This is a genomic window from Mesorhizobium sp. M0152, assembly GCF_040322415.1.
GTDB lineage: Bacteria > Pseudomonadota > Alphaproteobacteria > Rhizobiales > Rhizobiaceae > Mesorhizobium.
The window spans coordinates 17643-31392 of record NZ_JAMYTH010000050.1 but is presented as its reverse complement, the minus strand read 5'-3'; the positions used below and the strand labels follow the sequence as shown (position 1 = coordinate 31392).

General features: G+C 58.8%; 11 protein-coding genes and 1 pseudogene. 6 read left to right on the top strand and 6 right to left on the bottom strand.

Going from position 1 to position 13750, the window contains the following annotated elements:
- Both NKJ26_RS29855 and NKJ26_RS29850 read left to right on the top strand, forming a co-directional pair.
- Nucleotides 1-158: L,D-transpeptidase (locus tag NKJ26_RS29855; RefSeq protein ID WP_352699133.1), on the top strand; the 158-nt coding region annotated here is incomplete at its 5' end.
- Nucleotides 159-308: 150 nt separating this feature from the next.
- Nucleotides 309-632, top strand: coding sequence for a helix-turn-helix domain-containing protein (locus NKJ26_RS29850; RefSeq protein WP_352699127.1), 324 nt, complete (start codon nt 309-311; stop codon nt 630-632).
- A gap of 921 nt (nt 633-1553) precedes the next feature.
- On the opposite strand, the gene NKJ26_RS29845 is transcribed toward NKJ26_RS29850, so the two are convergent.
- Entirely contained in the window at nt 1554-2183 is a 630-nt protein-coding gene (locus NKJ26_RS29845; RefSeq protein ID WP_352699125.1) for a LuxR C-terminal-related transcriptional regulator, read from the bottom strand.
- Between the two features lie 1369 nt (nt 2184-3552).
- Between NKJ26_RS29845 and NKJ26_RS29840 the strand changes: the two genes are divergently transcribed.
- The gene (locus NKJ26_RS29840) at nt 3553-3789 is read left to right on the top strand and encodes a DUF982 domain-containing protein (protein WP_352699123.1); all 237 of its coding nucleotides are present in this window, start codon (nt 3553-3555) and stop codon (nt 3787-3789) included.
- A gap of 628 nt (nt 3790-4417) precedes the next feature.
- Here the strand turns inward: NKJ26_RS29840 and NKJ26_RS29835 are convergent.
- Nucleotides 4418-4645, bottom strand: coding sequence for a hypothetical protein (locus NKJ26_RS29835; RefSeq protein ID WP_352699121.1), 228 nt, complete (start codon nt 4643-4645; stop codon nt 4418-4420).
- 286 nt (nt 4646-4931) lie between these two features.
- Between NKJ26_RS29835 and NKJ26_RS29830 the strand changes: the two genes are divergently transcribed.
- A complete protein-coding gene (locus NKJ26_RS29830; protein WP_352699119.1) occupies nt 4932-5192 on the top strand; it encodes a hypothetical protein in 261 nt (86 codons plus the stop codon).
- A 392-nt stretch (nt 5193-5584) separates the two neighbouring features.
- On the opposite strand, the gene NKJ26_RS29825 is transcribed toward NKJ26_RS29830, so the two are convergent.
- Entirely contained in the window at nt 5585-7567 is a 1983-nt protein-coding gene (locus NKJ26_RS29825; protein WP_352699118.1) for a BTAD domain-containing putative transcriptional regulator, read from the bottom strand.
- Nucleotides 7568-7788: 221 nt separating this feature from the next.
- Here NKJ26_RS29825 and NKJ26_RS29820 point away from each other — a divergent pair, with 221 nt between their 5' ends.
- On the top strand, nt 7789-8787 hold the full coding sequence (locus NKJ26_RS29820) for a DMT family transporter (protein ID WP_352699116.1): 999 nt from the start codon (nt 7789-7791) through the stop codon (nt 8785-8787).
- 91 nt (nt 8788-8878) lie between these two features.
- A complete protein-coding gene (locus NKJ26_RS29815) occupies nt 8879-9658 on the top strand; it encodes a DUF1194 domain-containing protein (RefSeq protein WP_352699131.1) in 780 nt (259 codons plus the stop codon).
- A gap of 791 nt (nt 9659-10449) precedes the next feature.
- On the opposite strand, the gene NKJ26_RS29810 is transcribed toward NKJ26_RS29815, so the two are convergent.
- From NKJ26_RS29810 to NKJ26_RS29800, 3 genes and pseudogenes are all read right to left on the bottom strand, one after another.
- Nucleotides 10450-11394, bottom strand: coding sequence for an alpha/beta fold hydrolase (locus NKJ26_RS29810; RefSeq protein ID WP_352699114.1), 945 nt, complete (start codon nt 11392-11394; stop codon nt 10450-10452).
- 516 nt (nt 11395-11910) lie between these two features.
- Nucleotides 11911-12478, bottom strand: a pseudogene (locus NKJ26_RS29805) (Dyp-type peroxidase); the annotation flags it as partial.
- A gap of 152 nt (nt 12479-12630) precedes the next feature.
- On the bottom strand, nt 12631-13692 hold the full coding sequence (locus NKJ26_RS29800; RefSeq protein ID WP_352699112.1) for an alpha/beta fold hydrolase: 1062 nt from the start codon (nt 13690-13692) through the stop codon (nt 12631-12633).
- Nucleotides 13693-13750 lie beyond the last annotated feature (58 nt).

The following is a 13750-nucleotide window of genomic DNA, read 5'->3' as shown; positions in this document are numbered from 1 at the left end:
GCACCCCTGAACCCGGCAAGATCGGCACGACCTTTTCGCATGGTTGCATCAGGCTGACCAACTGGGATGCCGAGGACCTCGCCGCTATAGTGAAAAAGGGCACAAGGGTTGATTTCAAGGATGGCACGGCGGACGCTGATGGCAATGGGGTCCAGTAACCGCCACTGACGCACCAGAACTCCGTGCAAAAACTCGGATTCATGCAATGCTGGGAGCTGTTTCCGCCGATTAGCAATCTGTGCAATGTTGCCGGAACCTTCCGTCCGGTCCGCTGTTCTGCAAGGGGTTACGTGGAGCGGAGATGTCGTTTGCAAGATCTGACGGCAGAGCAGTCGCGAGCAGCGCGAGCGCTATTGAACTGGTCCCGCGTGCGACTTGGCGCGAAGTCCAATCTTAGCGAAGAAACGATCCGCGAGTTTGAGAACGGCAACAGAATTCCGGGTCAGGGCAACCTCACCCGCATCCGACAAGCATTGGAAGCGGCCGGAGTTGTCTTTACCTCTGGAGCGCCGTCGATATCCAATCTCTGCGAAGATCAGGCAGGCGTGACGGCTCAGCAAGATCTTGCCGCGTCAGGCCAAAGCCCGCCAACCCAAAACAGCGGCATTAAACGATCGTCAGGCCGGCTATAGCGCGCCTATCGATTTGGGCGATCCTGCGCCATAATGTTGAAAAGCACTAAGCAGGCCAGCATGGACACGAAGCCGCCTAACAAGTCGTCGCCCGTCAGACCCGAATTGCAAAATCGTTCCACCCAACGCGGTTCACGGTGTGCAACTTAGGTTAGAACAGTTAGATAGCTCTAATGTTCCGCATGTTTGGGAAGGGCTTCACATTCTCGAGATCCGATTGGACTTATCGGCGTCCTGTCCGAGTCATCGTGGTCCTGAACTTGGCCGCGAGCTAGTCATAAGCGCGCCGCCGGTTAGCCATCGTTGTTGATCAACAAACGGTTTGTGGGCGGGCTGCTTCGGCGGAGGTCAGTGCCGCGATAAGCGGGGAGCAGTCCTCGGTGACCCAAACCTGCGGAAGAGCCCTCGGCAGCAACATCTGAGTTGCACACCAGCGATTTCAACCCAGCCGTTTCAGGCGAGCGTTCAACGCATTCAAGCTCCGCCCGGATCATGTTCAGTGGCGGCATCTTAGCGATCTCTGGAAATGAGGGGCGTGGGCACGATAGCCGCGTAAACAACCGGCGATCTAAGGGACGGCCGGCGCCGTCAGCCGGTTGCTGGATTCTTGGACTGCAGTGTCAGCCACGAGTCCACTGCGTGTCCGACTCTCATCAACATACTGAAGCATGAGCAATTGGTTCTGCAGCTTGGCAACACGACGAAAATGCGAAGCCGCAGAAACGTTGGATATAGATACTCTCCCTCCGTCCAATGCACTTCTCTGCCTCGACGCAGCAGGATGGAATCCCGCCTGCACTGTCGTGCGTTTCTGGATCGATGGGGGTCCGGCATAGCCGTGCCCGGAACCGCGGGACAAGCTTTCCGGAGGCTATGGCATCAACCGGCTGCGATGAACAGCCGTGTTGATGTCGGCAGCCTTCAAAGCAACATTTGTCTAAGCTTGTACGCCACCTCGGTGCGGTTCGTAGCCTTGAGCTTCTTCATGATGTTTCGGATGTGGACCTTGACGGTGCTCTCGCAGAGGTTGAGCTCGTAGGCGATTATCTTGTTCGCCTTGCCTGTCCTGAGCGCCTCCACAACCGCGGCCTCGCGTGTGGTGAACATGCCGGAGAGCGGGCGGGCACCGTTTGCGGTCGAGTGGATGATCTCTCGAAGCGCCAGCACGCAGCTGGCGGGCACAAAGATCCCTCCGGCACGAGCAAGACCAATGGCCTCGGCAGCGACCTTCACCTTCACGCTTGTAGGAATGTAGCCTCGGGCGCCGCATTCGAGAGCCGCGAGAACCTCTCCCGGCTCGTCGGAATCCACCACGACGATCACGGGTACGGCGCCAATCTCGGAAATGAAGTGCGCAAGTTCCGCCCGAACGCTCGGGTCCGTGACCTTTTTGGCGCCAAGAATCACGAGGATCGCGGATGGCTCCGCTTCGCCCGCAATGTGATGGATTTCGTCGAGCGATCCCACCGCGCTAACGCGCAAAGTGGGAGTGTGTTCGATAAGGCCACGAGCAAGGCATTCACGTTCGAGTGCTCGCTTGTCGACAATCATGACAAGGCCTTCGTTTCGATGTCCTTCTTCGACCTCGGGGCTGCCAAGACCATTCGCGTCCGGCAGATGTCCGTTGTGTATCGGTCTTGTCGCGTCATTCCAAAAATCGGAAGTTTGGGGATGTCCCATAGCCTCACCTACTCCTTTTTGTCGCTGACCTTGCTTTTCTCCCTCTTGGGTTTGGCTCCCTCTCAAAGCTTGTCAGAGACGACAACTGATACGCTTGATCACATGTCAGGCTGCCTAGATGTAACTGAGGATTGGATTCAAGGAGTATGGCATACGCCGCCCCAACGCACGGACGTATGGCTTCCCCGACCTATGGTGGTAACCCAACCCAGAGGCATACTACGATGCTGTGGAAAACAGGCATTAATCCTGGTTAACAATTTGGTAATTATATCTTGGTTGGCTAATATAATAAGAAAGCCTAGGTATTGTATATACATCCACCCCATCAACAAGATGTAGGAAATCTCTCGACCCGGTGTGAAGCGGCATTTGTGAAGCCTGGTTCTCAAAGTCTCTATCTCGGGTTCGATGACTTTCTTCGAGACCGATGCAGAGGCTTTATCGCAGGAAGCAAGAAACCCCGTCGTCTTCCACCAATCGCATGGACGGCGCACGCGGCAGGCTAGTCTCCTAATTCAGCGAGCTCGCCCGCGGCTTCCTGGACGCTATGCGCAGCCGCCCGCTTGAGCCAAAAGGCGACCGGCGGCCGGATTGTGCTCTCCGGCTACGCCCTTAAAGATCGGCCAAGCATCAGTTGGACCTGTCCGTGTATCCAGGCGTTGGGCGCCCTCAATCTGTGGCCCGGCCGAACCGGCATTCCCATCGCCGAATACATCCTGCGATGGAAGCAGAGCTGCACCGAACTGCATACCTCGCCACAACTGCCATGTTGCTTGCAGGACTTGCTGCGTATTCCAGTACAGTTCAAATGAGAGTGGCGCAGCGCAAAGCAGCAGACGCACGGCTTTTCGTGCGATGCTACCCAGCCGCTCGACAGCGCCGCGGGCTTCAGCAGCGAGAGGACGCCAACCTCCACAGCCAGCTGTCGGGGTTCCAGCTGGTTCGACCGCTAGACCTGACCGGCAAACGAGTAGATCCAATCAGCTTGCAAGATTACAGGGCGTTCATGCATACGGCTAATCTGATCGAATTGTTCTGGGGTGACCCTCGAGCAAGGTCGCGCAGGTGCGTGACATGGATTGGCCAATCGCGTCGGCGGTTCTCGTCGATGCGCGTGGAAGCAGCCGACCCTCGTCCAGGGCAGCCAGCTCGAAGCATGAAGCCAATACTTGTATTAATTGACCCTGCGTCATGATACGTGAAGACCGCGTCATGGTCGGGATTGAGTGTTAATTGAATGTCGAGCAGGTTCGTCCGACCCGTGGTGGTGCAAGTTGGCCGGCACGACCTTGAGCGCGTCATACTCGATGTGAACGCCACGATCCTGCTGCGGAGTATCCCTCATCAGACGCAGAAGCGAAAACTGGCCATGGATGCATGCCTTCAGGTTCTGCGTGGTGAAGCCCGGACGCCGCTAGCGAGACGGGCCTTCGTTGCGGCGGCGTTAGAAGCGAAAATCCTACGCAGCGACTGAGGTCCAAATGATGCTAGGCTCCATGGCTTCCAGAGTAACTTAGGAAGGCAAAACTTCACGCGCCGCTGCGATGACCGGGATGCCGCTTCATCCCATAGACGGCCGCAGCTATTTGATTAGGCCATGTCATGCCTTGGGTGTGGGTGTTCACGCCCGAGCAGCAGGAGCGCGGCGTGCACGCAATGATCGAGTCCCCTCAACGGATTGCGCCGGAGTCACTTGCCACGTCGTGGTCCACAAATTCCGCCCTCACCGGCGGTTACATCCAAGGCCGGTTCACATCACTGAACCGGTCTTATCTATTTGCGACAACGAATCGCCCCAAATAAGCAGGTCGAGCTTCTGGGAGTGCCGCTGCGGTCAACGCTGAAGCTTCACATATGAATCCGTTCGGGTTCGTCACGATAACGCCATTCCCCTACGGCTGAGTAGGGTTTTCGCGCTCGGCAATCTGCTCCAAGAGCTTCCGTGAGGCCGCTAGGATGCGGCGTGTCTCATCGATGGCCGATTGTAGGGAGTTCAGTTCGGCATCCGCTCGGCGCTGGTTACGGCGGGCGCTTTCGATGAAATGGTAGTCAGGTTCCCACTCGTATTTCATACGCGACCAACGAGAAAACCGGGGAAAAGTTCAGCCCGTCAGCTTCTCGAAATCGTTGCGACGGTCGCGGATCGAGCCGAGCAACTCCGCTTCGGTCTTGCTGGGGTCAAGTTGGAACACAGTCAGCACAGTGGACGCGAGCATTTCCGCGTCAATAGAAGTGGGGTGCAAGCTGGCGTCGGCGCATATCCGATCGAACACACGCTGACACATAGCCAGGTCTTCCGGTGCCAGAAAATGGAAGTTGGAAAAGGGCACGTGGCCGGCTCTCGCTGCATGGCGAGAGCGCAAAGCATCTCTCAATCGTCCGTATGCCGTGGCGTGCCGGGCGACGACAGAATTTCGAATTCGTACGCGGATTTTGCAAGTTAATTCAGTATCAGGTCTCGTCGCTGTCAAAAGGGTATGGCCTCATCCAGTGTTTTTCCGAGGACATCGACGTTACCGTGTTCCGCGCCGACCTCGACGAGGCTGCCTCTGTCGAAGAGCTTGAGGAACTGTCGAACAAAAAGCACCGCGCCAGGCTAGACGACATTCGGGACGCATGCCGCGCCTAATCACGGGCCGGTTGCGAGACTTCCTGACTGCTCAACCTGCCGACATCACCGACGGTGCCGGCCGGGTGGAGGTCGACGAAGCCGATGCCGATGGTCAGACCCTGCTGCTCTGGTATCCCGAGGTCGACCGGCGTGATGGTGCCTATGTGCCGGTCATACGCCTTGAATCCGGGGCGAAATCGGCGCTCGATCCCAATCGCCCCATCACGATCACGCCCCTATGTCGCGGAGGAAGCGGCAGGCATTGATCTCTGCGTCGCCGACGTGACCACGTCGAGGCGACCCACACCTTTTGGGACAAGGTGGTGATCTCCCATGGATTGCGCCGCTGGTGGTACGAGCGGCGGGCGAACTGCGGCAGAAACCGTCGAGGATATAGAACGCCCCTGAAAGACGGATTGACTGTTCAGCGCGACGTCAGCAACCCGTCGGCCGCATTCATGGGGCCGAAGCGATTCCCACCCATGAGCTCGGGAGGGGTCGGCGCGGCCGCTTGATGGCGTTTCAAGGCATACCTCGGCGGCCGACCTGCCGGGCCTTGTGGACATCAACGGCCAGCCATTGTCATCACCCAAACAAGCGACCAGATCGATTCGTGAAATTTCAGACGTGCACACCACTCTCGATGGTGGTGATCGCATCAGGAACTCGGAAGCCCAGCTCTCGACAGCATTTCGAGGAATCTCGAGTGATGATGGTCTTTCACATAGCGTGGCACAAAACCGGGGCAGACATTGCCTAGGTTGAGATGAGGAAGCTGTGACAGGCAATGATGGACAGCCCGCGAGGCTTCTTCGTTGTTTCCAGTTGCGCAGGCGGCCGCAGCCCAATAAAGGGCGCCGCGAACGAAGCCCGGCTTTGTCCTAACCACTTTGCGGGCGGCTTCAAGCGCCCGTTGGTCGTCTCCGCCGGCGAAGAGCGCCACTGCCAGGCCGTGGTGACGCCAGAAGTCGATGACGTCATGGGTTCCGAGCCGGATTGCTTCGTTGGCCTCACGCACTGCTTCGCCGACCTGTCCGCGCAACGCAAAGAGCATCGAAATGTCGCCGTGGCCACTCGGATAGCTTGGGTTGAGGCTGATCGCATGGCGGCACTCGGCGATCGCCTCATCGATACGGCCGGAACTTTCGAGCGCGAACGACAGGATACACCGGGCAATTTCATCGTCCGGCACCGCCCGCACTGCGGCTTCCGCAAGCTTGAGCGCACGCTCGATCTGGCCCTGTTCCCGAGGCAGCGCGCCAAACGCCACGCCCATAGAAATCAGGATCGAGAGGGTCCGCTTTGCGCGGGCGTTGTCGGGACCTATTGAAAAGGCCTTTTCGGCAAGCTCTATCCCGACCAACAGCGAGTCCCGGGTCATCTCGAAATACTTCATGAGAGCTTCGTTCACTAACCTGCGCACTTCAGGGGGACCGGGTGGGCTCTTGTCGCGGACTTTCCAGTTGGTCAGTTGAAGGTCGAGGATCACGGCCAGCACAACCGCCTGAGCGATCCTATCCTGGAATTCGAGCGCGTTCTCGGAGCGGCCGTCGAACTTCTGGGCCCAGACGTTGTGGCCGCCGGCGGCATCGACAAGCTGGATGTTCACCCTCAGTCCATTGCCGGATCTCTGGACGCTGCCGCTGAGCACATATCGCGCCCGGAGCTTTCCCTGGATAGTGTCTGCGGCAGCGCCGTTCTTCTCCACAGGTGGAGGCGCAGAAACCACGACGTAATCGGCTACCTCGGACAGGGCCGTGGTGATGTCCTGGACGAGTCCCTTGGCGAAAAAATCGTCGCCCTTCTTTCCGGTCAGATTGACGAAGTCCGCAACGCTGATCGATGGGCGCCCGGGGCGCTGGCTGACCGCGGCACTATTTGTCGACTGCGGATTTGTTGCCGTGTCGGCAGCAGCCAGCAGGGATTGCCAAAGTGCCCGCGTCTCCGACCCGGCTTCCACGCCGAACTCTTTCTTCAGCATGCTCCTGCAGGCCTCGTAAGTCCTTATCGCTCTGTCGCGCTGGCCACACGCGGCAAGCAACTCCATCTTGAGCCGATAGGATGCCTCCCGTGTGGGTTCCATGGCGAGGACTCGGTCGGCCAGAGCAAGACCGACCTCCGCGTCCACGAGGCGGGCGAGTTTTTCGAAGGATTCAAACGCGCGGCCCAGCAGCCTGTCGCGTTCCGACGCAGCCCAGTCATCGAAAGCACTGCTTCCCAAATAGAGTCCATCGAGAAACGGTCCCGTATAATGCGCGAGAGCTTCCTCAAGGTCCTGCGCGGAACGGGCGGAGAGCCCGGATTCGAACTCCGCGACGTCAACTCGAACCGCTTCGGGCTTGAGGCCGATCAACTCCCTACGGGAATGGATGATATCCACACCCGCTCGTAATAGATCCCGGCGTAGAACGCTGAGGGTTTGCCGCAGGCTGTTGCGGGAGTGTTCGCTGTCGCTATCGCCCCATAGCAAATCAGCCAGCCTCTCCCTCGTCACCGCCATGCCCGGACAGCGCGCCAGATAGGCAATGATCGCGGGGCCTCGCTTCCCGGTCAGCCAAAGCGGGCCAACAGTTTCCTTTTCAATCCGGAAGCCGCCGAAAAGCGAGATTTTACTTGTAGCGACGCTATCCTCGCTTTGCATTTGCTTAACAGCTTCCCCGCCTGACGAAATCATAACTCAAAACTAACGCTTCTCAACGGCGAGAGCCAGCATTCAAGCGCTGCTGTGACGGCCCTTCAATTAAGAGATCGCTTAAGTAGGGACAACTGAAGAGCCGCGGGTCATAGCGGATCTAACCAGGTGACCTGAATGGTTGGAGCCATCGCAAGCCCGCGACAGGCTTTGGCCTGGGGGATTGGGGGATGTCCAAGCTAAAGGCCAATCTGCTGCTGCTGTTTGCAGCTGCCTTGTGGGGCTTCGGCAATGTCGCGCAAAAGACAGTGCTTGCCCACCTTGACGCGCTGAGCGCCGTCGGCCTGCGCTGCCTGATTGGCGGGCTGCTTGTGCTGCCCTTTGTAATGATGGAAAGGCGACTGCGTGCCGGGCCCGGCTATTTTTCCAGCCTGGCCAGGGTGGGCGCGCTGTTTGCCATCTCCATCACGCTTCAGCAACTCTGCTATCTCGGCGCCACGGTTACAAATGCAAGCTTCCTGGTGAGCACGGCAACGGTGATGACACCACTGGCCGCATGGCTGCTCATCGGCGAACGCCCGACAGCGCGCCTCACCGTCGCCGCCGGGCTGACCGTGGTCGGAGCCCTATTTCTGTCCGATGGGATGGCCGGTCTCAGCGGCGGCGATCTCACCGCCATCCTGTCGGCTGGCTGCTATGCGCTCTGGATGGTCGAGCTGGGCCGGCACATGCAGGCCCATGCCCGGCCGTTCACTGCAGCGGCGACACAATTCCTAGGGGTCGCCGCCTTCGCCCTGCCGCTAGGGGCAATGCACGGCAACCTGTCGCTGGTCGCAGCATTTGCAGCCGGCCCGGAACTGGCGGTCCTCGGTGTATTCTCCACCGCAATCGCTTTCGGCATGCAGATTGCCGCCCAGCGCTTCACCTCCGCCAGTCACGCCGCCGTGATCGTTAGTGCCGAAAGTGTCTTCGGGGCCCTGGGCGCGGCGATCTTCCTCGGCGAGCGGAACTCGCCCGCGGGTGCGCTGGGCGCTGCCATTATTCTCTGTGCGATTCTGTCCGTCGCAGTATCGAATCGAACCTCGCAGGAACGCGCGCCCTTGTTGGCCCGCCCGGTTCAACCCTTCGACGCGCCCCCCGCCATTGCCGCCACTTCAGCAGCCTGGCCGGGCGATCGTCCCACCGCCAATTCAGGTCCAATGGAGGAATGTGATGACCCTTGCGGTTGATGCGAATGTATTCTCAACCCGACGGCGGCCCGGCACGTCTGCAGCGGCCGGCTTTCGCGGGCAGGTTCGGGCGATAGTCAGCGGCATTCCGATGCCGCCGAAACGATCGACCAAAGGGCCGGCAAGACGGATCAACTCGTATTTGAGAGTGGCGGGAACACTGGCCGTTTCGGCGTTTTGGGGGCTGCACGCCCATGCCGCCAATGTTGATGTTGCCATCGCATTCGCAGTCGACTTCTCGTCCTCGATTGATGAAAAAATCGCCGATCTGCAGCGTGAGGGACATGCAGCGGCACTTACCTCGCCCGAGATTATTGCGGCCATCACCCGAAATTATGTTGGCTGCATCAGCGTGACTTACTTTGAATGGTCGAGTCCGGGGCAAACGCGCGTCGTGCTGCCGTGGACAAGCATTTGCGGGCTGGAAGATGCCAAGGCGGCTGCGTCGGTGATCATCAAGAGAGGCGATACCGGCCATATTCGCAGAGGGCGAAGCGGAACATCCGTTTCCGCGGCCATCGACGTGGGAAGCCTTCTGCTCGACCAGTTTCCTGGAAAGGCGGCCAAGAAAGTAATCGACATCTCTTCTAACGGCGAAAACAATGATGGGATGCCCGTTCAGCCCAGCAGGCTCAACGCTATCGCCAAGGGATACACGATCAATGCGATTGCCATTCCGACAGAAGATGACAATCCCCACCAACCATTGGCATCCTATTTTGCCCAATCGGTCATCGGCGGTTCGCAAGCCTTCGTCATAACGCCGAAGGGCCCAACCGACTATGCTACGGCGCTTCGCCGGAAGCTGGTGACGGAAGTTAGCATGAAATGTCGACCCCCCACCGACGGATGTGCGCTCTTCAACCAGTGATCCAGGACTTTGAGGCAATTAAGCCCAAACCGATCCTCAAAATATTTTTTACGGCGATTGAATCAAATCGTAACTGACGGCCCATGGGTCGGCTTTCGGTGCAGAAAACAAGAAAGAACCCAGCTAGATCAATGACCTCGGGACCAATCAGGCGATTTTTTTCACTTGCGGCGTTCGGCGGCGCGCCCAAGCCGTTTCGAAAAGTACCGTCACCACCCTCCGGTCAAGGCATTTGGATTGCAAGATCAATGGCCGTAGTGGGTGCGGACCTCCCCTGAAATCACTACATGTCCAACAAGTTAGCAAGAACTCGCCTATATTACTTCGCCTTCGAACGCCGAAATTGGCTGTCAAGATGTCGCCGTCTGGAAGCTTCGGGCAAAACGCTCAACCACATCCGCTGCATCCGTTATCGACAGGCAAAGAGGAGGGCACATTCTGATCACGTTACGATGAAGCCCGAAACGGCTTGGAATTTCCGGGGACCTCTGCAAGCCATCTATCCGGTTACTATCGGCTCTTTTGCGCGCCGTTCGGTGGTCCCCTCGTTTCCGCTCCGTCGGTCGATGTCCAGGAAGGCTTGGTACAGGTGCCCGCGTGGATCGAGCAGAAAGTGCCTCGGCAGCGCGGGATCGGCTGCGGTTGCATGGCGCGCCATATCGTCGAAACGGGCGTGATAATCTGTGCCGGCAACTTGAGGCCGTGCCGTCGCGCGTTCAGGCGCGGAGGCCCTGGCGCTGGTCATCGCCCAGGCTCATCCATGATCGTCGATCCGGGTTGATGAAGGCTTCTCAGGGCTTCTCAATGAAGGCCTGGACGAGTTGAACGGTTGCAGTAGGGTTTTCCTGCATGACCCAGTGACCGGAGTTCGGGATCAGCCCGGCTGTTACATTGGAAGCAGCGGCGCGCATGATGTCTGCCATTTGCATGCCGAGACCCTTTTCTGCGCCCAACGCCAGCACGGGCATTGCCAGCTTTCCGTGAGCGACCGCCCATCCCCGGTTATCTTTCGCATCCTGATCGAAGGCACGATATTGCTCGAACACAGAGTGCATTGCACCAGGGAGCGCATAAAGCGCGGCATAATGGCGTCGCGACTGTTCCGTGAAGTGCGCTGGGTCTGCCGAAAATTCGTTCCAGAAGCGATCGAGATAGATGCGCTCGCGCCCCTTCACGAGCCGCTCCATGTCGGGGCCACCAAAACGGAAATGCCAGGTCGCCGGGTTCTTTGCGATCTCATCCCATGGGCCAACCCCGGGGATCGGCGCATCAATCACTATGAGCTTGGCTACCCGGTCTGGATACTTTTCCGCAAAGGCAAAAGCGACCATGTTGCCAATATCATGCGCGACGACGTCGGATTGCACGATCTTTAGTGTGTCCATCAACTCCGCGATGTCGGTAGCCTGGCTCATCTTAGAGAAGCCGCCTGCCGGCTTCGACGATCGACCCATGCCCCGAAGATCAGGCACGATAACGGTATGATTTCGGACGAGGCTTGCAGCCAGCGGAGCCCACATATCACCACTTTCGCCAAAGCCGTGGATCAGGATAATCGCAGGTCCGCTGCCGCCGATGCGCACGTGGATTGTCACGCGATGCGCCTCGATCTCCTCGGTGCGAAAATCGGCTGGATAGGGCAGCTCCTGTGCCTGAGCGGGTGCGGATACCGCGAGCAAAGCAGCCATCATGAAGGCGAATGGGAACTTGTTCAAAAGGCGATCGGGCAAGCTCATCTCCTACGGCAGGCCCTTTTATACGGCGCCGGTGCCCTCGAGGCATCTATTCCAAGGCAGTACTTTACCCCCACAATGGTATGTCGCCACCTGGTGAGACGCCCTGGCGACCTGATGCATCGCGTGGCCAAGAGGTGCGGATCCCCGTCTTTTTGCCGGGACGGCGTCACGAGAAAATTACGATCGACGTTAATTGGCGCTACCGCTGGTGAGGTGGAGGATGTTGCCATCCGGATCCTTGAACCAGATCACGCGAAGCGCGCCTCTTACGTGAACACCGTCGATTACCCGGTCAAAGCCCTCGGGATATTCGTCGAGCGCCACCCCCTTTGCACGCAGGTCCGCGGCGATTGTCTCGACTTCGTCGCCTACCGCCCAGATGACGGCATTCGCTCGATTGGTACCGGCGTAATCGCTGAGATAGACATTGAGCTTCGTTGCACCGGTTCCGAAGACGAAGCCGTTGCCGTGGTCAGCGAGAAGCGGCAAGCCGAGGATACTCTCGTAGAAGGCCCTAGCTTGCAGATCATGCAGGTACTTCTGCACGATCACGTAGCTTCCTCCCGCAAAGTTGGGGTCCTCCTCTCCGATGATCGTGGCCTTGACGGCGTCGTAATCCACCGGGTTTTCGGTCCCATCGACGAAACCGATCAGGTCGCGGTCATCGAGGTAATTGAAGCCGTGCACCTCATCCGCTACCGAGACCGCGCCATCGAGCCGCGACATGATCTGTGTCGCCAGCTCGAAGCAAAGATCCATCCGGGCGGCACGGATGTGAAACAGGATGTCGCCTGGCGTCGAGACGGCGATATGCTGGCCGTGAATCTCACGAAACGGGTGTAGGCCTGGGCGCTCCAAAGAGCCGGTCCCACGCTCCAGACCCAAACGCCATGACGCATGACAACCGGCCCTCGAGGTCACGGAACCCAACGGCGCGCAGCAGCGCGGAAAGATCGCCACATAAGGCGCGCACGGCCGCATCATGTTCAGGCCCTGATTTGACCGTCACGACGAGAAAAATTGCGGACCGCGTCAGTTGCGCGACGACCGGTTGCGAAACAGCAGATGGCACAGTTGAGTCCACGATAGATCCTTTCGATATGTCACTCGGAACGCGGCTGAGTTGACGGCAAAAGCGCGGAAATGCCGAGTTGCGATTTGCCCAATTCGAGGCAAGCACAGGATCAGCTCCGCGATCAGCCGATCATCAGCTTGCCTCACCAGTATCTGCCTGCCTCATCGGTATTCGCCGACGTCGATGACCGCCTGGGCGAAGGCCTGCGGGGCTTCCTGCGGCAAGTTATGGCCGATACCGCCAGTGATGATCCGGTGGTCGTATCTGCCTGAAAATTTCCTGGCGTAGGCGCTGCTGTCGGGGTGGGGTGCGCCATTGGCATCACCTTCGAGGGTGATGGTGGGCACCCTGATCAGGGGACTTTCGGCCAGCCGTTTTTCAAGGCCGTCATATTCCGGCTCGCCTTGTGCCAGGCCGAGCCTCCAGCGGTAATTGTGGATGACGATGCTGACGTGATCCGGGTTGTCGAGGCCAGCTGCACTGCGATCGAACGTGGCGTCATCAAAGTCCCATTTCGGCGAGGCGATCCGCCAGATAAGGCTTGCGAAGTCTCGCCGGTATCGTTCGTAGCCCGCCCGTCCGCGTTCCGTGGCGAAATAGTATTGGTACCACCATTGAAGCTCTGCTTTCGGCGGCAACGGCATTCTGTTTGCCGCGAGACTGCCGATCAAATAGCCGCTGACCGAGACAAGGGCTTTGCAACGCTCAGGCCAGAGCGCCGCGACGATGCAGGCCGTGCGCGCGCCCCAATCATAGCCGGCGATGATTGCATGGCTGATCTTCAGCGCATCCATCAACTCGATGACATCGACAGCCAGCACAGACTGCTGGCCGTTGCGGACTGTCTGACTGGAAAGAAAGTGCGTCGTGCCATGGCCGCGAGCATACGGAATGATCACGCGATAGCCCGCCATCGCCAACAACGGAGCGACTTCGACAAAGCTGTGGATGTCGTACGGCCAGCCATGAAGGAGGATAACCACGGGACCGTCGGGCGGACCCGCCTCAGCGTAACCGACATTCAGGACGCCAGCGTCGGCTTGCCTGAGCACTGCGAAGGAAGCGGCCGTCGACCGCTCTGTCGTTGCTCCATCCAACCCTGAAACAGGTCGTGCCTGAGCTGTGAGAACTGTCGTGAACTGCGTAGCCAGACCGATTGCCGCGGCGCCGACAAACGCCCTGCGACATCGATCGATCGCTTTCGGCGGCTCTGCATTTTCCATGTTGCAACCTCTTTCCAGAGCAAGATCGGATGCCCTGCTGTTTGACGCAGCTCTGGCA